The following is a 24,167-nucleotide window of genomic DNA, read 5'->3' as shown; positions in this document are numbered from 1 at the left end:
CCCGCGTCCGCGTCGGTGTTCCGTGCTGCTCCGGCACCGGGCCGCTCACCGTGACGCCTCGTTCCGATCCGCCCGTCCGTCACGCCCTCTCCGCTCACCACGCGCATCAAGGGACCGCTCATGCCTGAATCGCTTCGCCATGCCCACATCGCCGCCTCCGCCGCCCTCCCCAAACCCGCGGAGAAGATCGCGATCATCGGGATCGGCTGCCGCTTCCCGGGCGGCGCCAACGACCACCGCGGCTTCTGGCGCAACCTGGTCGACGGGAAGGACTGCCTCACGCCCACCCCGCCGGACCGGTACGACGTCGCGTCACTGGGCAGCCGTGACAAGTCCAAACCCGGTCGGCTGGTCGGCGGGCGAGGCGGCTACATCGACGGCTTCGACGAGTTCGACCCGGAGTTCTTCGGGATCAGCCCGCGCGAGGCGCACTCCATGGACCCGCAGCAGCGCAAGCTCCTGGAGGTGAGCTGGGAAGCGCTGGAGGACGGCGGGCAGAAGCCGGCCGAACTCGCCGGGCAGGACGTCGGCGTCTTCGTCGGCGCCTTCACCCTCGACTACAAGATCCTGCAATTCGCCGACCTGCGCTTCGACACCCTCGGCGCGCACACCGCGACCGGCACGATGATGACGATGGTGTCGAACCGGCTCTCGCACTGCTTCGATTTCCGGGGGCCGAGCCTTTCCGTCGACTCCGCGTGCAGTTCCTCCCTCGTCGCCGTCCACCTCGCCTGCGAGAGCCTGCGGCGAGGCGAGAGCTCGCTCGCCCTCGCGGGCGGCACGCTGCTGCATCTGACCCCGCAGTACACGATCGCCGAGACGAAGGGCGGCTTCCTCTCCCCTGACGGCCGCTCCCGCACCTTCGACGCCGGGGCGAACGGCTATGTCCGCGCCGAAGGCGTCGGGATCGTCGTCCTCAAGCGGCTCTCGGACGCCGTGCGCGACGGGGACCGGATCCACGCCGTCGTCACGGAGACCGGTGTCAACCAGGACGGCCGTACCAACGGCATCACCGTCCCCAGCGCCGACGCCCAGGTCGCCCTGATCGAGCAGGTCTGCGAGCGGGCGGGCATCACGCCGGGAGACCTCCAGTACGTGGAGGCCCACGGGACGTCCACGCCCGTCGGCGACCCGGTGGAGGCGGGTGCGCTGGCCCGGGCCCTCGCGATCGGGCGCAGGCCGGGCGATGCCTGCTACGTGGGCTCCGTCAAGACGAACATCGGGCACACCGAGTCCGCCGCGGGCATCGCCGGGCTCATCAAGACCGCCCTCAGCCTCGAGCACCGGCTCATCCCGCCCCACATCAACCTGGAGCGGATCAACCCCGCCATCGACCTCGACTCCGCGCCGTACGAGATCCCCGACCGGCTCACTCCCTGGCCCGCTCACGAGGGACCCGCCCGCGCCGGGGTCAACTCCTTCGGCTTCGGCGGCACCAACGCCCACGTCCTGCTCGAAGCCGCACCCGCACCTGTGCCCGACAGCACGGACAGCACGGACAGTACGGACGGCACGGACAGCACCACTACGGACACCGCCGACGCCCCCACGCCCTCCGTGCTGCCGCTCAGCACGCGCGACGCCGCCGTCCTGCCGGCGCTCGCCGAGGCCGTCCGCGCGGAACTGGCCGCCGCCGACGAGCGGCTCACCGGGCGAGCGTCCCTCCCGGACCTGGCGTACTCCCTCGCCCACCGCCGCCAGCACCACGACGTCCGGCTGTCCGTCGTGTACGGCTCGCCCGACGAGGTGGACGAGGCCCTGGCCGCCTACGGCCGGGGCGAGGAACACCCCCGTGTGGTGACCGGCAGGCGGCGCGAGGGCCGACAGGCCGAACCCGTCTGGGTGTTCACCGGCATGGGCCCCCAATGGTGGGCGATGGGGCGCCAGTTGTACGCCACCCGGCCCGTCTACCGGCAGGCCGTCGAGGCCGTCGACCGGGAGATCGCCGCGCAGGCCGGCTGGTCCCTCGTCGCCGAGCTGAACGCGGCCGAGGACGCCTCCCGGATGGCGGAGACCTGGCTCGCCCAGCCCGCGAACTTCGCCGTCCAGGTGGGCCTCGCCGCGCTCTGGCGGGCCCACGGCGTGCACCCCTCCGCCGTCGTGGGCCACAGCACGGGCGAGATCGCGGCGTTCTACGAGGCCGGGGTGTACAGCCTCCGCGACGCCGTGCGCATCGTGCTGGCCCGCAGCCGCCTCCAGCACCGGCTGGCGGGCACCGGCACCATGCTCGCCGTGGGGCTTCCCGAGGACGAGGCGCTGCGCAGGGCCGAGCCCTTCGGCGACCGGCTGTCGGTCGCCGCCGTGAACAGCCCGGGCGCCCTCACCCTGGCCGGCGACGAGGCCGCGCTCGGCGCGTACGCCACGTCCGCGCGCGCCGACGGCGTGTTCGCGAAGCTCCTCGACGTACAAGTGCCGTACCACTCCGCCGCGATGGACGCGATCAAGGACGAACTGCTCGCCGAACTGTCCGACATCGCACCCCGCCGCGCCCGGCTGCCGCTCCAGCTGACCGGCAGGGAAGGCCGGGCCGAAGGCCCCGAGCTGGACGCCGCCTACTGGTGGCACAACGTGCGCGACACGGTGCGCTTCCGCGCGGCCGTCGACGCCCTCGCCGCCGACGGGTACCGCACCTTCCTGGAGATCGGTCCCCACCCGGTGCTCGGCCACTCCATCAAGGAGTGCTTCCAGCAGACGGCCGAGACCGGTGAGGCGACCGCGACCACGCTGCCCTCCATCCGCCGCGCCGAGGACGAGGCCCTCCGCTTCACCACCTCCCTGGCCGCGCTCCACACCCTCGGCTGCCCCGTCGACTGGCACGCCCTCCATCCGCGTGGCCGCTCGGTGCCCCTGCCGCGCTACCCCTGGCGGCGCGACCGCTACTGGGCCGAACCGGAGCCGGTCGCGGACGTGCGCCTCGGCCGGCAGGACCACCCGCTGCTCGGCCGCCGGCTCGACACCGCCGAACCCACCTGGGAGGTGGCGCTGGACGTCGAGACCCAGCCCTACCTCGCCGACCACCGCATCCAGGGGCGGACCCTGTTCCCCGCCGCCGGATACGTCGAGATGGCCACCCAGGCCGTCCGGGCGGTGACCGGCGCCGAGGACGTCGTGCTCGGCGACATCGAACTGCGCAAGGCCCTCTTCCTGCCCGACGACGCCCCCAAGGCCGTCCAGCTGTCGCTCTCCGCCCGGTCGGCCGCGTTCACCGTGGCGACCGGCGGCGCCGACGCCGCCACCGTCCACGCCGTCGGAGTCGTCCGCGCCGGGGCGCCCGCGCCCCGCCGAACGCCCGAGGACCTGGCGGCGATCCGGGATCGCGCGGAGCGGCCCATGGACTCCGCCGCCTGCTACGAGACCCTCGGGGCGCGCGGCTACCACTACGGCCCCGCGTTCCAGGGCATCGCCGAGGCCTGGCGGGGGCGCGGCGAGGACGGGCTGGGCGAGGCGCTCGCGCTGATCCGGCCGCCCGCGAGCGTCGGCGGCGGCGCGGCGGGCCACCAGCTCCACCCGGTCCTCCTCGACGCCTGCTTCCAGGCGCTGCTCGTGGCCGGACTCCCGGACGAGACCGCAGCCGGCACGTCCGGTGCATCCGGTACATCCGGTACATCCGGTACGGGGATCCTGCTCCCGCTCTCCATCGACGAGGTGCGGACGACACCGATCGGCGACCGGCCCCTGTGGGCCCACGCCACCCTCACCCGGCGCGCGGACGACGAACTGATCGGCGACATCGTCCTCCACACCGAGGACGGCGAACGCGTCGGCCACGTCCACGGCTTCCGTGCCGCGGACGTCGAACAGGCCTCGGCGACGGTCGGACTCGCGACGATCGACGGCTGGCTCGCCGAACTCGCCTGGCACGAGGCACCGCTGGAGCAGACCGAGACACCGGGCCCCGAGAACTGGCTGCTGTTCGCCGACCGGCCCGGGGGAGTGGCCGATGCCCTGGAGCGGCTCGTCACCGCGCGCGGCGGTTCCTGCCATCTCGTCCGGCCGGGCGACGCGTACGCCTGCGGGACGGGCGACGGCGGCCGCTCCGAGGTGGTGCCCGGGAACGCGGACGATCTGCGCCGGCTCCTCGCCGAGCTGGCCGCGCGCGACGGGCGCGGCGTCGACACCGTCGTACACCTGTGGAACCTGGACCTGCCCGCACTGGACGCCACCGCCCGCGAGCACCTCGACGAGCACGGCGCGCTGGGCGCCTACTCCGTCGTCGCGCTCGCGCAGGCGCTCCGGGACGACCCCGGACAGCTCGCCGCACCCGGGTCCCTGCACCTGGTCACCCGGGGCACCCAGGCGGCGGCCCCCGGCGACCTGGTCGAACCCCTCGGCGCCCCGGTCTGGGGCATCGGCCGCGTGCTCCGGCACCAGGAACTGATCGCCCACCCGGGCAAGCTGATCGACCTGGAAGGGACGACGTCCACCCCCGACCCCGACCCCGAAGCCGACGCCCACGCCCTCCTGCGCGAGGTCCTCGCACCCCACGGACCCGAATCCCCCGAGGACGAGGTCGCGCTGCGGGCAGGACGCCGGCTCGTCAGCGGTCTCGTCCGACCCGAGGGCCTCACCCGCCCCCTGGCGCCCCGGCTCCGCCCGGACGGTGCCTACCTGGTGACCGGGGCCTTCGGCGCCCTCGGCCGACTGCTCTGCCGCTACCTCGTCCGCCAGGGCGCCCGGCACCTGATCCTGGTGGGCCGCACCGAACTCCCCGACCGCGCCGGCTGGCGGGCCCTCGACCCGGACTCCCCGGCGGGCTCAGGGGCGCGCTTCGTCAAGGAGCTGGAGGCGCTCGGCGCCCATCCCGTCCACGCCGCCCTCGACATCGCCGACGAGGCCGCGCTCACCGCGTGGCTGGCCGACCGCCGAGACCGGGACGCCCTTCCCGTCCGGGGCGTCTTCCATCTCGCCGGGCACGTGCGGGACATCCCGGTCCAGGACATGGACCGCGCCGCCTTCGACGCCGTCCTCGCGCCGAAGGCGGCCGGTGCCTGGCTCCTGCACCACCTGCTGCGCGACGAGCCGCTCGACCACTTCGTCCTCTTCTCCTCGGTCGCCGCGCTGCTCACCACCACCGGCCAGACCAACTACGCCGCGGGCAACGCCTTCCTCGACGCCCTCGCCCACCACCGCAGGGCCCGCGGCCTGCCCGCGCTCAGCCTGAACTGGGGCCCGTGGGCGACCGGCATGATCGAGGAGCTGAGCCTCGTCGAGCACTACCGCCTGGTCCGGGGCATGAGCTCGCTCTCCCCGGCCGCCGGAACGGCCGTCCTGGAGCGGGTGTTCGGGCAGGACCGGGCACAGCTGCTGATCGCCACCATCAGCGACTGGAAGACCTTCCTCGCCTGGTACCCCACCTCGCCCCCGCTGGTCGCGGGTCTCGCGGCCGAAGCCGCCGCGTCCGCCGCGGGACCGGGCGGGGCCGACGGGCAGGGCGGCTATCTCGCCCGGTTCCGTGCCACCGGCGACGAGGACGAGCGGGCCCGGCTCGTGGCCGAGTACTTCCTGGCCCCCGCCGCGACGGTCCTGCGGGTGGGTGCCGAGCGGATCGACCCGGACGCCGGGCTCGGCGAACTCGGTCTCGACTCGCTCCTCGCCATGGAGCTGAGGGCCCGGATCCAGGCGGAGACCGGTGTCGCGCTGCCCGTCGTCGCCCTCCTCAGCGGCGCCCCCGTGCGGGAGCTGATCGCCCAGCTGCACGCCGCCACCGAGACCCTGGCGGCGCGGGAGGCCGGGACCGAGAGCGGGGCGGTCACCGTCGAGCTGTACGAGGACCCGAACCGGCACCCGCTCACGCAGAACCAGAAGGCCCTCTGGTTCCTCAAGCAGCTCAACCCCGACGGACACGCTTACAACATCGGCGGCGCCGTCGAGGTCCGTACGGTGATCGAGCCCGAGCTGATGGCCGACGCCGTGCGCACGCTCGTCGCCCGGCACCCCGTCCTGCGGGCGAACTTCGTCCTCGACGACGGCCGCCCGGTCCAGACCGTCTCGGACTCCATGGAGCCGGACTTCGAGGTGTTCGACGTCGAGGGGCTGCCCTGGGACGAGATCCGCGAGCTGATCGTCGCGGAGTACCGCGAGCCCTACGACCTCGCCCGTGATCCGCTGATGCGGTTCCGGCTCTTCCGGCGCGGCCCCGACCGCTGGGTGATCATGAAGGCGGTCCACCACATCGTCTCGGACGCCATCTCCACCTTCACCTTCATCGAGGAGCTGCTCGCGCTCTACGAGGGCATGCGCGCGGGCCGGCCGGCCGAGCTGCCGCCCGTCCCGGCCCGGTACCTCGACTTCCTCAACCGTCAGAACCGCTTCCTGGCCTCCCCGGACGCCGACCGCATGCTGGAGTACTGGCGCGGCGCCCTGCCCGCCGAGATCCCGCCGCTCGCCCTGCCCACGGACGGACCCAGGCCGGCCGTGCAGACGCACAACGGAGCGTCCGAGTTCTTCGTCCTCGACGAGGAGCTGAGCGCCCGGGTGCACACCCTGGCCCGCGAGCACGGAGTCACCCCCTTCATGGTGCTGCTCTGCGCGTACCACCTCCTGCTCCACCGCCACTCCGGACAGGACGACGTCGTCGTCGGCAGCCCCGTGACCGGCCGCACGGACGAGGAACTCGGCTCCGTCTACGGCTACTTCGTCAACCCGCTGCCCTTGCACGTGAACCTGGCCGGCGACCCGACCGTCGGCGAGCTGCTCGCCCAGGTCCGCAGGACCGTCCTCGGGGGCCTGGACCACCAGGAGTACCCCTTCGTGCTGCTCGTCGAGAAGCTGGGCCTCCAGCACGACCCGAGCCGCTCGGCGGTCTTCCAGGCCATGTTCATCCTGCTGGCCCACAAGGTGTCCTCACAGCAGTACGGCTACCACCTGGACTACATCGAACTCCCTGAGGAAGAGGGGCAGTTCGATGTCACCCTCTCGGCCTACGAGGACGAGAGCGAGCGCCGCTTCCACTGCGTCCTGAAATACAACACCGACCTGTTCCGCCCCAGCACCGTCCGCCGCATGGCCGACCACTACCGCACGCTCCTGGACGCCCTCACCCGCGCGCCCGGCGACCGTCCGGTCGCCGCGCTCGACATGCTCGGCGACCACGAGCGCCGCGAACTCCTGCACGGCCCGGGCGCCCGGGGGCCGGTGATCGCCCAGGACCGGCCCGTGCACCGGCTGTTCGAGGACGCGGCGGCCCGCACGCCCGACGCGGTCGCCGTGACCGTGCCCGCCGCCGGGACCGGGGGAGCGGCGCGCCACCTGACGTACGCCGAGCTGGAACGGGCCTCCGCGGCGCTCGCCGGCCGGCTCAGGGCGCGCGGGCTCGGCGCCGGGGACGTGGTCGCCGTCTGCCTGCCGAAGTCGCCCGAGCTGATCGTGGCCCTCCTCGGCGTCTGGCGCGCCGGGGCCGCCTACCTGCCGCTCGACCCCGGCCACCCGGTCGACCGGCTCGCCGCCATGACGGTCGACGCGGGCGCCGCGCTGGTCGTCGCCGAGCCCGACGGCCCGAAGCGGCTCGCGGCCCTCGGTACGGAGTTCCTCACCGACGTGTGCGCCGAGGGCCCGGACGAGCCCCTCGACGAGCTGCCCCACGATCCCGACACCCCCGCCTACGTCATCCACACCTCCGGCTCCACCGGCAGGCCCAAGGCCGTCCGCGTCTCGCACGGTGCCCTCGCCGCCGTCCACGCCGCCTGGCGCGAGGAGTACGGCCTCGCCACCCAGCCGGGGGTCCATCTCCAGCTCGCCGCGGTCTCCTTCGACGTGTTCACCGGCGACCTCGTCCGCGCGCTGTGCTCCGGCGGCCGGCTCGTCCTCGCCGACCGTGAGCTGCTGCTCAACACGGCACGGCTGTACGAGGCGATGACGGCCGAGCGGGTCGACTGCGCCGAGTTCGTGCCCGCCACCGCCCGCGCCCTGACGGTCCACTGCGAGGAGGGCGGTCACCGGCTCGACTTCATGCGCCTGATGATCGTCGGCTCCGACACCTGGAAGGTCGCGGAGTACGAGCGGCTGCGCCGGCTCTGCGGCCCGGAGACCCGCGTGATCAACTCGTACGGCCTCACGGAGGCGACCGTCGACAGCGCCTGCTTCGACGGCCCCACCGACGGCCTCGACCCCCACGGCACCGTCCCCGTCGGCGCCCCTCTGCCCAACTGCGTCCTGCACGTCCTGGACGCCCGCCACGAGCCCGTCCCGCCCGGTGTCGTCGGCGAACTGTGGGCCGGCGGCCCCGGCCTCGCCCTCGACTACGCGGGCGACCCCGAGCAGACCGCCCGGCGCTTCGTCACCCTCACCCTCGACCGCGGGCCCGACGCCGCCCCCGAACGGCTCTACCGCACCGGCGACCTCGCCCGCCGCGACGACCGCGGCCGGATCCACCTGATGGGTCGCGCCGACGCCCAGATCAAGCTGCGCGGCCACCGCATCGAGCCGGGCGAGATCGAGTCGCTGCTGCTCGAAGCCGACGGCATCGCCCAGGCGTTCGTGACGGTCCGCACCGGCCCGGCGGGCGAGCCGGTGCTCTGCGCGTACGTCGTCGGGACGGACGGCGGCACACCCGACCCGCGTGCCCTGCGCCGACGGCTGGCCGCCCAACTGCCCACGTACCTCATCCCGGCCCATCTCACGGTCCTGGACTCCCTGCCCCTGACCCCGAACGGCAAGGTCGACCCGGCGGCGCTCCCCGCGCCCCTGGACGGCGCCGCCGAGGAGGACCACGAACCGCCCGTGACGCTCTACGAGGAGCGGGTCGCCGCCCAATGGAAGGCGGTGCTCGGGATCGAACGGATCGGACTGGGCAGCGACTTCTTCGCCTCCGGCGGCAGCTCCATCACGCTCATCGAACTCATCCACCACCTCCAGAAGGAGTTCGGCATCGCCCTCCCGGTCGGCCTGCTCTTCAAGGTCACCACCCTGCACGGGATGGCCCGGACGGTCGAGTCCGTCGTCACCGGCCAGGTCTCCGGAACCCTGCCGCATCTCACCTTCAACACCGGCGCGGGCCCGGCCCTGTTCTGCTTCCCGCCCGCCGGCGGCCACGGCCTCGTCTACCGTCACTTCGCCGCGCACCTGCCCTCGTACGAGCTGATCGCCTTCAACCACGTCGACGGCGACAAGACAGCCCGCTACGCCGATCTCGTCGAGGAACTCAGCCCCACCGGGCCGTGCCCGCTCCTCGGCTACTCCCTCGGCGGCAACCTCGCCTTCGAGGTGGCCAAGGAGCTGGAGCGGCGGGGCCGCGAGGTGTCGCACGTGGTGATCCTGGACTCGTACCGGATCACCGAGGCGTACGGCATCGCCACCGAGCACGTCGAGGCGTTCGAGCACGAGCTCCGCGACCATCTGCGCCGGCACACCGGCTCCGAGACGGTCACCGCGCAGACGCTCGCACAGGCCAGGGACTATCTGGAGTACTGCGGCCGTACCCCGAACCTCGGGACGGTGACCGCGGCCGTGACCGTGATCGCCGACGAGGCCAAGGCCGAGCTGTACGCGGCCGGGCAGCGCGGCAGCTGGGCCGCCGCCTCCACCACCGGCAACCGGCTGGTGCGCGGCTCCGGACTGCACGCCGAGATGCTCGACGAGAAGCCGGCGGCCCGCAACGCGGCGCTCGCCAGGGCCGCCCTCGACGACGACATCGCCGCCGCCGCGCGCGAAGGCCTGACCTTCCTCGCCGTCCCGACGACGGAGGGGGAGACCGATGTCGCGTGAGAATCGGCCCGTGTGGGAGCGGCGCGCGGACAGGGCGCCGGGCGAGCGGCCCCGGGTGATCATCGTCGGCGGCGGCATCGGCGGCCTCTCCACCGGGGTGTACGCGCAGATGAGCGGCGCCGAGACGCGGATCTTCGAGCGGCACGTGCTGCCCGGCGGCTGCTGCACCGCCTGGTCGCGCCAGGACTACGTCTTCGACTACTGCATCGAGTGGCTCACCGGCACGGGCCGCGGCAACGACGCCGCCCGGGTCTGGCGGGAACTCGGCGCGCTGGACGGGAAGAGCATCGCGAACTTCGAGATGTTCAACACGGTCACCGACGAGACCGGCCGTTCGGTCACCTTCTACAACGACCCCGACCGGCTGGAGGCCCACCTCCTGGAGCTCTCGCCGGCCGACGCCCGCCCGATCCGGGCGTTCTGCCGGGACCTGCGGCGCTTCACCCGGATCAACCTCTACCCGTTCCTGACTCCTTCGCCGCTCCAGTCCCCGCGCGAGCGCCTCGCGACGCTCCGCGCGGTCCTGCCCTCCTTCCTGCTGCTGTGGCGGACGGCGGTCACCCGGATGGAGACCTTCTGCGAACGGTTCCAGGACCCGCTGCTGCGCCGCGCGTTCCCGTTCATCTTCTTCCAGGACCACGAGGTCTTCCCGCTGCTGCCGTACCTGTTCAACATGGCCAGCGCCTACCACCTCAACGCCGGTTTCCCGCAGGGCGGTTCGCTGGGCCTGGCCCGCTCGGTCGAGGACCGCTACACCGGACTGGGCGGACGCGTCGACTACCGGGCCAGGGTCGAGCGGATCCTGGTGGAGAACGACCGCGCGATCGGCGTCGAACTGCGTGGCGGCGAACGCCACTTCGCCGACCACGTGGTGGCGGCCTGTGACGGCGAGACCACCCTCCACGGACTGCTCGGGGGCCGCTACACCAGTCCACGGGTCGAGGAGCTGTTCGCGCAGATGACCGAGAGCCCGGACGTCGTCTACCCCGGCGTCGTCTCCGCCTTCGTCGGCCTGAAGGACGAACTGGACCCCGCCGCCCGGCACAGCGTCACCTACCTGCTCTCCGAGGAGGACAGCAAGGCCCTGCCGGGCGTCCTGCAGAACAGCCTCGTCGTGCAGATGCGCTCCCGCTACTCCGACGGCTTCGCCCCGCCGGGCAAGTCCGTCGTGCACTGCACGTACTTCAGCGACTACGACTCCTGGAAGCACCTGCGCCGCACCGACCGGCGGGCGTACTGGGCCCGCAAACAGGAGGTCGCCGACTTCGTCCGGGGCTTCCTGGAACGCCACCACCCGGGCATCGGCCGGGCGATCGAGGTCGTCGACGTGGCCTCCCCGGTGACGACCGAGCGGTACACCGGCGTGCGCGGCGGCTCCATCCTCGGCTGGAAGTCCTTCACCCCGGCCGACGACGTCATCACCGCCCTCATCAACAAGGACCGGATGCGGCTGCCGGGTCTCGCCGGGCTCTCCCTCGCGGGCCAGTGGTTCGGCGGCGGCAGCCTGATCCGGGCCGCCGCGAGCGGCCGGTTCGTCACCCAGTACCTCTGCCGGGACCTCGGTCTGGAGTTCCGGGCCTGGGAGTCCACCGACACCACCCCCTGGCACCCGGACCGGCTCGGCCGGCTGCCCCAGCTCGAATCCCGCAGGGTCAGGTGACCGCCGTGACGAAGACACAGGGCACACGCCGCGAAACCATGATCATCATCGGGGGCGGGCTCGGCGGCCTCTCCACCGGCGCGTACGCCCGGATGAACGGCTACCGCACCCGGATCTTCGAGATGCACGAGATCCCCGGCGGCTGCTGCACCGGCTGGGACCGGGGCGACTACACCTTCGACGCCTGCGTCAGCTGGCTCCTCGGCAACGGCCCCGGCAACGAGATGCACCAGATCTGGCTCGAACTCGGGGCGCTCCAGGGCAAGGAGATGCGCCACTTCGACGTCTTCAACACCGTGCGCGGCGCGGACGGCAGGGCCGTCTACTTCTACTGCGACCCCGACCGCCTGGAAGCGCATCTGCTGGAACTCTCGCCCGCCGACGCCCGCCCCATCAGGGCCTTCTGCGCGGGCCTGCGCAAGTTCATCACCTGCCTGCCCGCCTACCCCTTCCTCAAGCCCGTGGCGCTGATGAGCCGCCGCGAGCGCTGGCGCATGCTGGCCGGCTTCGTGCCGTACTTCAACCTCTTCCGCACCTCGATGTCCGTGCTGATGACGGAGTACTCCACCCGCTTCGAGGACCCGCTCCTGAGGGAGGCGTTCAACTACATCCTGTACGAGAAGCACCCCGGCTTCCCGGTCCTGCCGTTCTACTTCCAGATGGCCGCGCAGGCCCACCGGTCGGCGGGCGTCCCCGAGGGCGGCTCCCTCGGCCTCGCCCGCTCCATCGAGCAGCGCTATCTGCGGCTCGGCGGCGAGATCACCTACAACGCCCTCGTCGAGGAGATCCTCGTCAAGGACCACCGCGCGATCGGCGTCCGGCTCGCGAACGGCGAGGAGCACTACGCCGACATCGTCGTCTCCGCCTGCGACGGCCCCAGCACGCTCCTGAAGCTCCTCGACGGGCGCTACCTGGACGAGGAGTACGCGACGCTCTTCCGGGAGACCATCCAGCGGCCCGGGATGGTCTTCCCCGGCTACGTCAGCGTCTTCCTCGGCCTTCGCCGCCCCTTCCCGGACGCCGACCCCACCACCACCCACCTCCTCGACGAGGAGACCGCCGGCCGGCTGGTCGGCCTCCGGCACCCCAGCCTCAACATCCAGTTCCGCAGCCGGTTCTACCCCGAGCTGTCCCCCCAGGACACGACCGTCATCTACGCCACCTACTTCTCCGACACCGCACCCTGGCGAGAACTGGCCGAAGGCCCCGAAAGACTCAGCCGACCCCGCCGCGGCACGGAGCTGCACACCCTGCCGGTGCGACGGGGCAAGGCGTACGCCGTGGCCAAACGCCGCACCAGGGACGCCGTCGTCGACTTCCTCGAAGCCCGCCACCCGGGCCTGAAGGACTCCATCGCCGTACGGGACACCAGCACGCCCCTCACCCAGATCCGCTACACGGGCAGCTACGAAGGCACCTTCCTCGGCTGGCAGCCCTTCGTGGAGAGCGGCGAGGCGATGGAGGAACTCGTCAAGAAGAACGGCCCCGTCCTGCCGGGCCTGCGGAACTTCTACCTCTCCGGGGTGTGGGCCACCACCGGCGGCCTGATCCGGGCCGCAGCCGCCGGACGCCAGGTCATGCAGTTCGTCTGCCGGGACGACGGCCTCGGCTTCACCGCCGACGTCGACACCAGCGCACCCCCGCCCACCCACGTCCTCGTCCCGGTCGGCCCGCGCCCGCGGCCCCCCTTCGCCGAGAAAGGCACCACCTGATGACCGCGACCCCGCTCCCGTACCCCTTCTGGACCGACGAAGGGCTCGGCCTCTCCACCGGGTACGCGCCCCTGCGCGGCGGCCCCCTCACCCGGGTCCGCCTCCCGTACGGCGACGAGGCCTGGCTCGCCACCTCCTACGAGGACGTGCGCGCCGTCCTCTCGGACGCCCGGTTCTCCCTCGCCGAGGCGCTCCGCCGCGACCACCCCCGCATCGACCCGATGCCCAGGGCCGGCGGGGGACTCATCGCCCTCGACGCGCCCCGCCACACCCCGCTGCGAGCCTTGCTGGCCAAGGAGTTCACCGCACGCCGCATGGAGGGCCTGCGCGCCCGCATCGTTACGGTGGCGGACGAACTGCTCGACCGGATCGAGGACGCCGGACCCCCGGCCGACCTGGTGGAGGACCTCTCCTTCCCACTGCCCATGACCCTCATCTGCGAACTGATCGGCGTCCCCGCCGCCGACATGCCCGCCGTCCGGGCCTGGGCGGACGTCATCTGCTCCGGCAGCGAGACGCCCGAGGCCCTCGAACAGCACGGCAAGGACTTCTTCACCCGGATGCACGGCTGGATCGAGGAGCGCCGACGGGCCCCCGCCGACGACCTGCTCACCCTCCTGGTCCGCGCGCACCGGGACGGCGCCCTGACCGAGCAGGAACTGACGGGACTGCTGGGGGAGTTGCTCATCGCGGGCTTCGTCACGACGACCAACCAGATCGCCAACTTCTTCGCGGTCCTGCTGCTGCCCTCCGAGGCGCGGGGTGACGGCACCGAGTGGCAGGCGACCCTGCGTGCGCGGCCCGAGCTGATCCCGCGCGCGGTGGAGGAGCTCCTGCGCTACGTCCCCCTGCTCAACGGCCTCACCCTGCCCCGCTACGCCCGGCAGGACGTGGAACTGGGCGGCGTCCTGATCCGCGCGGGCGAGGCCGTCGTCGTCTCCCAGGCCGCCGCCAACCACGACCCGGCCGTCTTCCCGGATCCCGACCGGCTGGTCCTCGACCGGCCCGGCGCCGCGCACATCAGCTTCGGCCACGGTATCCACTACTGCCTGGGCGCGCATCTGGCCCGCCTGGAGCTCCAGATCACCCTCGAACGCGTCACCACCCGCCTCCCCGGCCTGCGCCTCGCGGTCCCGGAGCGGGAACTGCGCTGGCGGTCCCGGGAGTTCTTCAGCGGACTGAAGGCGTTGCCGGTTGCGTGGTGAGTGCACCGCACGGGGTCTCCGAGTACGCGTACTCATGGCGCGGCGTTCCCGGTCGGCGAGGGTGGTGCCCACGCCGACCGACAGGAGAGAGAGCACGATGTCCACCCCCAGAAGCGCCCACCGCCCCACCGCCGTAAGGAAGTTCGCCCTCGCCGCCGTCGCGGCGGTCGCGGCGGCCCGGGTCCTCACGGGCTGCGCGTACGAGGAGGACATCTGCAACACCGGCGAGTACCCGGTGATGACCGTGGGTGGTACGGGCTCCGCGTGCGTACGGAACGAGGAGCAGCCGCCGGAGGGCTATGTGCGCTACCCCGAGGGCAAGGTCCCGCTGAAGGTCGACGACACGTGGGACGTCTACTGGCGCACCCACACGCTGGACGAGAACGGCAAGATCATCGACGCCCCCTGACCGGGCGGGCGCCCGCCCACGCGCCTGCGCGGGGCCCGTCACGCGCGCCGTGCGTCGGGTGGCGGCAGCCAGCCGGTGGCTGCCGCCACCTCGCCCGCGATGTCCGGCACCGAGCGGCCGTCCGTGGCCACCCTGAGGGTGTCCTCGGGCGCCCGCTCGTCCAGGAGACGGGCCTTGCGCGCGCTGCCCAGGAGCTCCTGCTCCAGCTCGGAGCCGAGCTCCCGGCCCCTCAGCCGCACGCCGGCCGTGTCGTCGGACGCGGTGAGCAGGACCCGGACGATCCTCACGTCCGCGCCCATGGCGCGCTGGAACATGGCCGTGTTCTCGGCCAGCACGCTCACCGTGTTCGTGTAGATCAGCCGTCGGTAGCCCAGCTCCGCGTAGTTCGACCAGATCGCCGTCAGATTGCGCTCGCCCAGCGCGACCCGTTGCGGGTCGCCCTCCGGTGCCGGATGGGCCTGACCCATGTAGTCGCCCTCCAGGACGCAGTGGGCCACCGTCGCCGCCCGCAGGCGGGCGGAGACCTCCCAGCCGACCGTCGTCTTGCCGACCCCGGCACGTCCCCCGATGAGCAGCACCTCGGCTCGCGTCATGGTGAGAAGATCCCCCGCCCCTCGATTCCGTCAGGACGTACTGTCCCACGGCAGTCCCTTCCCGGTGCGGGGCCGGGCGGTTCGGCGACCCGGCGTCAGAGCGCCGCGTACACCGCCTCGACCAGCGCCATCTTGCGCGGGTCGTCCGCGATGCGCGGGCCCATGCGGTTCATGACGTAGCCGAGCGAGACCCCCGCCTCCGGGTCCGCGAGGCCGCAGGAGCCGCCGAAGCCGTCGTGGCCGAAGGCGCGCGGGTTCGGGCCGTAGGAGGCGTTGGGGCCGCTGAGCCAGAGGCCGAGGGCGCACTCCGTGTCGTGGGCGAAGCCCGCGCCGAGCACGAGGTCCCGGCAGGACCCCTGGCCCTCGCGGGCCCGTTCCGCGGCCGCCTCGGAGAGGATCCGGTCTCCGCCCGACGGGCCGCGCTCGGCGAACGCGCCGTAGAGCCGGGCGACCGCGCGGGCCGTCCCGTGACCGTTGGCCGCCGGTACCTCTGCGGCCCGCCACGCGGCGCTGTTGGCCTCGGTGGCCCCGACCGGCGGGTTGGCCAGGGCGGCCCGCGCCGCGGGTGCCAGCTGGGCGAAGACGGCCGCCTGCTCGGCGTCCGACGCGACCCGGGGGTGCACCAGTTCGGCCACCCGGTCCGCCTCCTTGTCCGGCAGGCCGATCGTGAAGTCGATGCCGAGCGGCCCGGTGATCTCCTCGTGCAGGAACGCGCCCGGCAGCCGTCCGCTCACGCGCCGGATCACCTCACCGACCAGGAAGCCGTACGTCATCGCGTGGTAGCCGGACCGCGAACCGGGCTCCCACCACGGCTCCGTCGCGGCGAGCCGGGCGGTCGTCACCTCCCAGTCGTAGAACTCCGCGAGGGTGAGCGGCTCGCGCAGGCCCGAGAGGCCCGCGCGGTGGGAGAGCAGGAAGCGCACGGGCAGCGTCTCCTTGCCCGCCGCGCCGAACTCGGGCCAGTACGAGGCGACCGGCGCGTCCAGGTCGAGCAGACCCCGGTCCGCGAGGAGATGGGCGCAGAGCGCGGTCACGCCCTTGGTGGTCGACCAGACGTTGACGACGGTGTCCCGTTCCCAGCGACGCGTACGGGCGGCGTCGGCCCAGCCGCCCCACAGGTCGACCACGGTCTCGCCGCGCACCTGGACCGTGACGCCCGCGCCGAGTTCGTCCCGGGTGCGGAAGTTGGCCTCGAAGGCCTCCCGTACGGCGGCGAAGCGCGGGTCGCAGCGCCCCTCGATCGCGGGCTCGGGCATGGGTCCTCCAAGGCTCGGCGGTCGGCTCGGCGCTCCCCGCAACATACCGACTGGTCGGACCGGCGGATAGGGGGCGCGCACCGACCGAGCGGCGAGCCCGTTCGCCCGGTCGGCCCCCCCGAGTTGCCGGCCCGGACGGCGACGGGTTGCGTGGACGCGCAGAGAACAGACGCGGCGGAAGCGAGGTCCTGCGTGCCCGGCTACCCACCGATCGCGGACCACGGACTGATCGGCGACCTCCAGAGCGCCGCCCTGATCTCCGCGGGCGGCGCGGTGGACTGGTTCTGCGCCCCCCGCTTCGACTCGCCGAGCATCTTCGCCTCCCTCCTCGACGAGGAACGCGGCGGCCACTTCACCATCGCTCCCGTCCTGGACGACGTGACGGTCCGCCAGCTCTACCTCCCCGACACGGCCGTCCTGATCACCCGCTTCCTCACCCCGGAAGGGGTCGGCGAGGTCGTCGACTTCATGCCGGTGGCCGAGCGCCCGGAGGAGGCCACCGACCGGCACCGCCTGGTCCGCGTCCTGCGCGTCGTCCGCGGGACGCTCACCTTCGACGTCCAGTGCCGACCGCGCTTCGACTACGGCCGCGCCCCGCACACCCTCACCCTCGACGGCACCGCCGCCACCTTCCACGGCCCCGGCCTCGACGTCCACCTGAGCAGCTCCGTCCCGCTGGACGCCGACGGCCAGGACGTCCGCGCCACCGTCACCCTCCACCAGGGCGAGCGGGCCGGGATCGTCCTGGAGACCGCCTCGCCCGGCGCCGCCGCACCCGCCCCCGTCACCGCGTCGGAGCTGGAGACCGAGCAGCGGGAGACCCACGCGTACTGGCACGCCTGGATCCGCCGCTGCCGCTACCGGGGCCGCTGGCAGCACATGGTCAACCGCTCGGTCATCACCCTGAAACTGCTCATCTACGCCCCCACCGGAGCCCCCATCGCCTCGCCCACCATGGGCCTGCCGGAACAGATCGGCGGCGAGCGGAACTGGGACTACCGCTACACCTGGATCCGCGACGCCTCCCTCTCCATGCGCGTCCTGCTCGACCTCGGATACCTCGACGAGGCCGACGCCTTCCGCCGCTGGCTCGGCGCACGCTTCCGCGGGCCCCGGCCGCCCGGCGGCGAACCGATGCAGATCATGTACCGGATCGACGGCGACCCCGAGCTGCCCGAGGAGATCCTGGACCACCTCTCCGGGTACCGCGACTCCGCTCCCGTACGGGCCGGGAACGGGGCGGCCGACCAGCTCCAGCTGGATGTCTACGGCGAGTTCGCCTACGCGATGACCCACTCCGCGGACCTCGCCGAGCTCGCCGGTTACGAGGCGTGGAAGGGTTTCGCCGCGCTCCTCGACTGGCTCGCCGACCACTGGGACCGGCCCGACGAGGGGATCTGGGAGACCCGCGGCGGCCGCAAGGACTTCACGTACAGCCGTGTGATGTGCTGGGTCGCCCTCGATCGGGGCATCCGCCTGGCCACCCAGTACGCCCGCCCCGCCGATCTGCCGCGGTGGATCGAGCAGCGGGACGCGATCCTCACCCAGGTCATGGAGCGCGGCTGGAACCCCGAGCGGCGGGCCTTCGTCCAGCACTACGGCAGCGAGGTCCTGGACGCGTCCCTGCTGTTCATGCCCCTGGTCGGCTTCATCTCGCCGAGGGCGCCCTCCTGGCTGGCCACCCTCGACGCGATGGACCGGGAGATCGTCACGGACAGCCTCGTCTACCGCTACAACCCGGAGGCGTCCCCCGACGGCCTGCGCGGCTCCGAGGGCACCTTCTCCCTCTGCAGCTTCCTCTACGTCGAGGCAATGGCCCGGGCCGGCCGGCTCGACCAAGCCCGGTACGCGATGGACAAGATGCTCACCTACGCCAACCACGTCGGCCTCTTCGCCGAGGAGATCGGCCCGACCGGCGAGCAACTCGGGAACTTCCCGCAGGCCTTCACCCACCTCGCCCTGATCACCGCGGCCATGGCCCTCGACGAGGAACTCGACAGGGCGGCCGAGGCCTGGAACCCGCCCCGGTGACCGCCGCGACGGCCACTGCGGCGAAGGTCCCGAAGGACGCCCCGGCAGGAACCTCGACGACCGCCTCGATACCGGCGTGCGCGGGGCTCCAATACCGCTCCTTCCCAGCCACGCGCAAGGCATCGACGAGAAATTCATCCCCGACGGACTAGACTGGCGGGCTGTTTGGCGTCGGAACGGAACAACCTGGGCAGACCCGGGCTCCGCCCGGCGACCCGGATGACGCCGGGAACGAGACGCGAGGGCCGATGGCAGCCACAACTCACAGCGGTGAGCTCACCCTCCTCGACGACGCGGACGCGGGCGAGGAGACCGGGAAGCACGCCCGGTTCTCCGCAGGGCCCGCCGCACCCCCGCGCACCCTGATCGACATCTTCGAGGAGTCCGTCCGGGCCCACCCCGACGAGCCGGCCCTCGACGACGGCACCACCCGGCTGACCTACCGCGCGCTCGCCACCGAGGTCGAGCGCAGGCGCCGCGCCCTGTCCGCCGCGGGCGTCGGCCTCGGCGACCGGGTCGGCGTCCGCGTCCCCTCGGGCACCAACGAGCTGTACGCGTCGATCCTCGCCGTCCTCGCGGCCGGCGCCGCCTACGTGCCGGTCGACGCGGAGGACCCCGACGAGCGGGCCGAGCTGGTCTTCGGCGAGGCCGACGTCCGCGCGGTGCTGGGGGCCGGCGGGCGCGTCGACGGCACCCGTGACGCGGCCGACGCCGCTCCGGCCGGGCGGCCGGGGCCCGAGCACGACGCCTGGATCATCTTCACCTCCGGCTCCACCGGCAAGCCCAAGGGCGTCGCCGTCAGCCACCGCAGCGCCGCCGCCTTCGTGGACGCCGAGGCCGCGCTCTTCCTCGCCGAGGAGCCGATCGGCCCCGGCGACCGGGTCATGGCCGGGCTCTCCGTCGCCTTCGACGCCTCCTGCGAGGAGATGTGGCTGGCCTGGCGCTACGGCGCCTGCCTCGTGCCCGTCCCGCGCTCCCAGGTCCGCAGCGGCGCCGACCTCGGCCCCTGGCTGGTGGAGCAGGAGATCACCGTCGTCTCGACCGTGCCGACGCTGGCCGCTCTCTGGGAGCCCGAGACCCTCGACGAGGTCAGGCTGCTGATCTTCGGCGGCGAGGCCTGCCCGCCCGAGCTGACGCAGCGGCTCGTCACCGAGGGCCGCGAGGTCTGGAACACGTACGGCCCCACCGAGGCCACCGTCGTCGCCTGCGCCTCCCTCCTGACCGGCGAGGAGCCGATCAGGATCGGGCTCCCGCTGAACGGCTGGGAACTGGCCGTCGTCGACGAGTCCGGCGAACCGGTCCCGATGGGCGGCAGCGGCCAGCTGGTGATCGGCGGCGTCGGCCTCGCCCGCTACCTGGACCCGGAGAAGGACGCCGAGAAGTACGCCCCGCTGGAGTCCCTCGGCTGGGACCGCGCCTACCGCAGCGGCGACCTCGTCCGCGCCGAACCCGAGGGGCTGGTCTTCCTCGGCCGGGGCGACGAGCAGATCAAGCTCGGCGGCCGCCGGATCGAGCTGGGCGAGGTGGACGCCGCCCTGCAGGCGCTGCCCCGCGTCGCCGGCGCCGCCGCCGCCGTCCGCACCGCGCGCAGCGGCAACCAGCTCCTCGTCGGCTACCTCGTCACCCAGGACGGCTGGGACCACGCGGCCGCCGTCGAGCGGCTGCGCGCCGAGCTGCCCGCCGCCCTCGTGCCCCTGCTCGCCCCCGTCGCCGAGCTGCCGACCCGCACCTCCGGCAAGGTGGACCGGGACGCGCTGCCCTGGCCGCTGCCCGACCTGGAGACCACCGGACCCGTCGAGCAGCTCTACGGCACCGAGGCCTGGCTCGCGGAACAGTGGAGCGAGACCCTCGGCGTGGCCGTCACCGGCGCCACCGACGACTTCTTCGCCATCGGCGGCAACAGCCTCGCCGCCGCCCAGCTCACCACCCGGCTGCGCACCCGCTACCCGAGCGCGGCCGTCCTCGACATCTACCAGCAGCCCACCCTGCGCAAGCTGGCCCGGCGCCTCGAGAAGTCCGTCCAGGACGACGGCGCGGCCCGCACCATCGCCCCCGTACCGCTGCGGGCCGGGCTCACGCAGTCGGCCCTGCTGCTGCCCCTGTTCACCGTGATCGGTCTGCGCTGGACGGTCGCCCTGCTCGCCCTCGGCAACGTCCTGCACTGGTTCGGGCCCTACCCGTGGGCGCCGACCGCCTCCTGGTGGCTGATCGCCGCCGGGGCCGCCCTGCTCTTCAGCCCGCCGGGCCGGATCGCGATCGCCGCCGGCGGCGCACGCCTCCTGCTGCGCGGCGTGAAGGCGGGCCGCCACCCGCGCGGCGGCAGCGTCCACCTGCGGCTGTGGACCGCCGAGCGGCTCGCCGAGTACGTCGGCGCGACCTCCCTCACCGGATCCTGGCTGGAGCGGTACGCCCGCGCCCTGGGAGCCAAGGTCGGCCCCGAGGTGGACCTGCACTCGCTGCCGCCGGTCACCGGCCTGCTCAAGCTCGGCCGCGGCTGCGCCGTCGAGTCCGAGGTCGACCTCTCCGGCTACTGGCTGGACGGCGACCGCCTGGAGATCGGCCCCGTCAAGGTCGGCGCGGGCGCCGTGGTCGGCACCCGCAGCATGCTCTTCCCCGGCGCCCGGGTCGGCAAGCGGGCCGAGGTGGCCCCGGGCTCGGCCGTCGCCGGACAGATCCCGACCGGCCAGCGCTGGGCCGGCGCGCCCGCCGTCAAGCTCGGCAAGGCCAAGCGCAACTGGCCCAAGGAGCGCCCGCCGCGCGCGGTCCACTGGCGGGCCCTCTACGGCGCGACCGGCCTCGGCCTGACCCTCCTTCCCGTCCTCGCCGCTCTGCCGGCGCTGCTCGTCGTCAGCCGCTTCGTGCCCGCAGGCGCCGGACTCGCCGACGCCCTGACCGGGGCGCTGATCGCGGTCGTCCCCGCGGCGCTCGCCTACGGACTCGCGTACGCGACGCTCGTCCTGGTCTCCGTCCGGCTCCTCAGCATCGGGCTGCGCACCGGCAGCCACCCCACGCACAGCCGGGTCGCCTGGCAGGCCTGGACCGTGACCCAGTTGATGGACCTGGCCCGGGAGACCCTCTTCCCGCTCTACGCCGGGCTGATCACCCCCGTGTGGCTGCGGCTGCTCGGCATGAAGATCGGCCGGGGCGCCGAGGTGTCCACGGTGCTCGCCCTGCCCAGCCTCACCACCGTCGGCGAGGGCGCGTTCCTCGCCGACGACACCCTGACCGCGCCCTACGAGCTGGGCGGCGGCTGGGTGCGGATCGGCCACTCCGAGATCGGCCGCCGCGCGTTCCTCGGCAACTCCGGCATGACCGCGCCCGGCCGCACGGTGCCGGACGACGGCCTGGTCGGGGTGTTGTCCGCGACCCCGAAGAAGGCCAAGAAGGGCAGCTCCTACCTGGGCCTGCCGCCCGTGAAGCTTCCCCGCTCCGCCGCCGACTCCGACCAGAGCCGTACCTACGACCCGCCCGCCCGGCTGCTGTGGGCGCGCGGCCTCGTCGAGCTGTGCCGGCTCGTCCCGGTGTTCTGCTCCTCCGCGCTCGCCGTCCTGACCGTGGCGGCGCTGTGCGCCGTCGCCGCGACGGACGGGCTCGGGATCACCGGCGCCGCGCTGCTCTCCGGGGCGGTCCTGCTCACCGCCGGGGTCGCCGCGTGCCTCGTCTCGGCGGCGGCGAAGTGGCTGCTCGTCGGCCGGCACAGGACCGGCGAGCACCCCCTCTGGTGCGGCTTCGTCTGGCGCAACGAACTCGCCGACACCTTCGTCGAGGTCCTCGCCGTGCCCTGGCTGATCGGCTCGGTGCCCGGTACGCCCGTGATGACCCTGTGGCTGCGCGGCCTCGGAGCCCGGATCGGCCGGGGCGTGTGGTGCGAGAGCTACTGGCTCCCGGAGACCGACCTGGTGGTGCTCGGCGCCGCGGCCAGCGTGAACCGGGGCTGTGTCCTGCAGACCCACCTCTTCCATGACCGGATCTTGAGGACGGATACTGTGGTCCTCCGCGAGGGCGCCACCCTGGGCCCGGGCGGAATCGTCCTGCCCGGCAGTTCGGTCGGGGCCCGCAGCACACTGGGTCCCGCCTCGCTCGTGATGGCCGGGGAGTCAGTCCCCGCCGACACCCGCTGGCTGGGCAATCCGATCGAGGCGTGGCGGCCCTGACGGGCGGTACGAGCACAGCACAGGGCAGGGAGCGTAAGCGGCAGTGAGCGGCCAGCAGACAACGGCGTCGGACCCGTACTTTCCGGCCAACGGCGACTCCCGGTACCGCGTGCACCGGTACGAACTGGCGCTGGAGTACCGTCCCGGCCCGAACCGGCTGGCCGGGACGGCCCGGATCAGCGCCATAGCGGGCCGGGCCCCGCTCACCGAGTTCCAGCTCAACCTGGGCGAGTTCAAGGTCGGCCGGATCCTCGTGGACGGCAAGGCCCCGCACTGGACCCACCGCGCCGGCCGGCTCCGCCTCCGGCCGGCCAAGCCGCTGCCCGCCGGCGCCGCGTTCACCGTCGAGGTGCACTACGCGGGCAACCCCAAGCCGGTGCGCAGCCCCTGGGGCGGCCTCGGCTGGGAGGAGCTGACCGACGGCGCCCTCGTCGCGAGCCAGCCCGTCGGCGCGCCCTCCTGGTACCCCTGCAACGACCGCCCGGCCGACAAGGCCTCGTACCAGATCTCGGTCAACACCCCGTCCGCGTACACCGTGGTGGCGGGAGGCCGGCTGCTCACCCGTACCACCAAGTCCTCCACCACCACCTGGGTGTACGAGCAGTCCGCGCCGACCTCCAGCTACCTCGTCGGCCTCTCCATCGGCATGCACCAGACGGTGCTGCTCGGCGACCCCGGGCTCGGCGGTGTGCCGCAGAGCGCCCATGTGCCGCCGCACCTGCTGCCCCGCTTCTCCCGCGACTTCGCGCGGCAGCCCGCGATGATGCGGCTCTTCGAGGAGCTGTACGGGCCCTACCCCTTCGGCGAGTACACGGTCGTCGTCGCCGACGAGGACCTCGACGTCCCCGTGGAGGCCCAGGGCCTCTCCCTCTTCGGCGCCAACCACGTCGACGGCGCGCGCGGCTCCGAGCGCCTGATCGCCCACGAACTCGCGCACCAGTGGTTCGGCAACAGCGTGACGATCGCCGACTGGCGGCACATCTGGCTCAACGAGGGCCTCGCCAAGTACGCCGAGTGGCTCTGGTCGGAGCGCTCGGGCGGCCGCTCCGCGCAGGAGCTGGCCGCCGTCGCGCACCGGCTGCTCGCCACCCGGCCGCAGGACCTGGTCCTCGCCGACCCGGGCCGCAAGCTCATGTTCGACGACCGGCTCTACGAACGCGGTGGGCTCACCGTGCACGCGATCCGTTGCGCCCTCGGCGACACCGCCTTCTTCCGGATGCTGCGCGACTGGGCGACCGTCCACCGCAACGGCGTGGTGACCACCGCCGGGTTCACCGCCCACGTGGCCCGCTACGCCGACGAGCCGGTGGACGACCTGCTGCGGGCCTGGCTGCACCGGCCGTCCCTGCCGCCCCTGCCCTCGGCCCAGGGCGCGGCGCCGATCCCGGCCCGCCCCGGCTACCCGCCGACGAACGGCAGGTAGCCCGCGGGCCCGTCAGGGGTGC

At 73.3% G+C, this 24,167-nt stretch carries 10 protein-coding genes; 8 read left to right on the top strand and 2 right to left on the bottom strand.

Annotation, left to right across the window (positions count from 1 at the left end; translation table 11 throughout):
* Positions 1 to 120: 120 nt before the first annotated feature.
* From AB0E14_RS18525 to AB0E14_RS18505, 5 genes are all read left to right on the top strand, one after another.
* The gene (locus tag AB0E14_RS18525) at positions 121 to 9,702 is read left to right on the top strand and encodes an amino acid adenylation domain-containing protein (RefSeq protein ID WP_362418537.1); all 9,582 of its coding nucleotides are present in this window, start codon (positions 121 to 123) and stop codon (positions 9,700 to 9,702) included.
* Positions 9,692 to 11,362: an NAD(P)/FAD-dependent oxidoreductase gene (locus AB0E14_RS18520; protein WP_362418534.1), complete on the top strand. Its 1,671-nt coding sequence runs from the start codon at positions 9,692 to 9,694 to the stop codon at positions 11,360 to 11,362. Before AB0E14_RS18525 ends, AB0E14_RS18520 begins: the two co-directional genes overlap by 11 nt.
* Before the next feature lie 38 nt (positions 11,363 to 11,400).
* Positions 11,401 to 13,074 (top strand): NAD(P)/FAD-dependent oxidoreductase, encoded by a 1,674-nt coding sequence (locus tag AB0E14_RS18515; RefSeq protein WP_362418648.1) that lies wholly within the window; start codon positions 11,401 to 11,403, stop codon positions 13,072 to 13,074.
* A complete protein-coding gene (locus AB0E14_RS18510) occupies positions 13,074 to 14,279 on the top strand; it encodes a cytochrome P450 (RefSeq protein WP_362418531.1) in 1,206 nt (401 codons plus the stop codon). Before AB0E14_RS18515 ends, AB0E14_RS18510 begins: the two co-directional genes overlap by 1 nt.
* Before the next feature lie 97 nt (positions 14,280 to 14,376).
* Positions 14,377 to 14,688, top strand: a complete 312-nt coding sequence (locus tag AB0E14_RS18505) for a hypothetical protein (protein WP_362418528.1) — start codon at positions 14,377 to 14,379, stop codon at positions 14,686 to 14,688.
* A gap of 38 nt (positions 14,689 to 14,726) precedes the next feature.
* On the opposite strand, the gene AB0E14_RS18500 is transcribed toward AB0E14_RS18505, so the two are convergent.
* Together AB0E14_RS18500 and AB0E14_RS18495 are read right to left on the bottom strand one after the other, a co-directional pair.
* The gene (locus tag AB0E14_RS18500; protein WP_362418525.1) at positions 14,727 to 15,281 is read right to left on the bottom strand and encodes a hypothetical protein; all 555 of its coding nucleotides are present in this window, start codon (positions 15,279 to 15,281) and stop codon (positions 14,727 to 14,729) included.
* 95 nt (positions 15,282 to 15,376) lie between these two features.
* A complete protein-coding gene (locus AB0E14_RS18495; protein ID WP_362418522.1) occupies positions 15,377 to 16,537 on the bottom strand; it encodes a serine hydrolase domain-containing protein in 1,161 nt (386 codons plus the stop codon).
* A 192-nt stretch (positions 16,538 to 16,729) separates the two neighbouring features.
* On the opposite strand from AB0E14_RS18495, the gene AB0E14_RS18490 reads away from it, so the two are divergent.
* The 3 genes from AB0E14_RS18490 (at position 16,730) to AB0E14_RS18480 (ending at position 24,145) form a co-directional block, all read left to right on the top strand.
* Positions 16,730 to 18,568, top strand: a complete 1,839-nt coding sequence (locus tag AB0E14_RS18490; RefSeq protein ID WP_362418519.1) for a glycoside hydrolase family 15 protein — start codon at positions 16,730 to 16,732, stop codon at positions 18,566 to 18,568.
* Between the two features lie 248 nt (positions 18,569 to 18,816).
* The gene (locus AB0E14_RS18485) at positions 18,817 to 22,722 is read left to right on the top strand and encodes a Pls/PosA family non-ribosomal peptide synthetase (protein WP_362418516.1); all 3,906 of its coding nucleotides are present in this window, start codon (positions 18,817 to 18,819) and stop codon (positions 22,720 to 22,722) included.
* Positions 22,723 to 22,765: 43 nt separating this feature from the next.
* Positions 22,766 to 24,145 (top strand): M1 family metallopeptidase, encoded by a 1,380-nt coding sequence (locus AB0E14_RS18480; RefSeq protein ID WP_362418513.1) that lies wholly within the window; start codon positions 22,766 to 22,768, stop codon positions 24,143 to 24,145.
* Positions 24,146 to 24,167: the final 22 nt, after the last annotated feature.

Origin of the sequence: Streptomyces sp. NPDC047981 (genome assembly GCF_040653315.1) — a bacterium.
GTDB lineage: Bacteria > Actinomycetota > Actinomycetes > Streptomycetales > Streptomycetaceae > Streptomyces.
The sequence above is the reverse complement of the archived record's forward strand: the minus strand, read 5'-3'. Positions and strand labels throughout refer to the sequence as shown.

What these genes read in the sequence shown, in the direction of transcription:
- AB0E14_RS18525 (WP_362418537.1), top strand. Translation starts at nt 121, where the DNA reads ATGCCTGAATCGCTTCGCCATGCCCACATCGCCGCCTCCGCCGCCCTC.
- AB0E14_RS18520 (WP_362418534.1), top strand. Translation starts at nt 9,692, where the DNA reads ATGTCGCGTGAGAATCGGCCCGTGTGGGAGCGGCGCGCGGACAGGGCG.
- AB0E14_RS18515 (WP_362418648.1), top strand. Translation starts at nt 11,401, where the DNA reads ATGATCATCATCGGGGGCGGGCTCGGCGGCCTCTCCACCGGCGCGTAC.
- AB0E14_RS18510 (WP_362418531.1), top strand. Translation starts at nt 13,074, where the DNA reads ATGACCGCGACCCCGCTCCCGTACCCCTTCTGGACCGACGAAGGGCTC.
- AB0E14_RS18505 (WP_362418528.1), top strand. Translation starts at nt 14,377, where the DNA reads ATGTCCACCCCCAGAAGCGCCCACCGCCCCACCGCCGTAAGGAAGTTC.
- AB0E14_RS18500 (WP_362418525.1), bottom strand. Translation starts at nt 15,281, where the DNA reads ATGACGCGAGCCGAGGTGCTGCTCATCGGGGGACGTGCCGGGGTCGGC.
- AB0E14_RS18495 (WP_362418522.1), bottom strand. Translation starts at nt 16,537, where the DNA reads ATGCCCGAGCCCGCGATCGAGGGGCGCTGCGACCCGCGCTTCGCCGCC.
- AB0E14_RS18485 (WP_362418516.1), top strand. Translation starts at nt 18,817, where the DNA reads ATGGCAGCCACAACTCACAGCGGTGAGCTCACCCTCCTCGACGACGCG.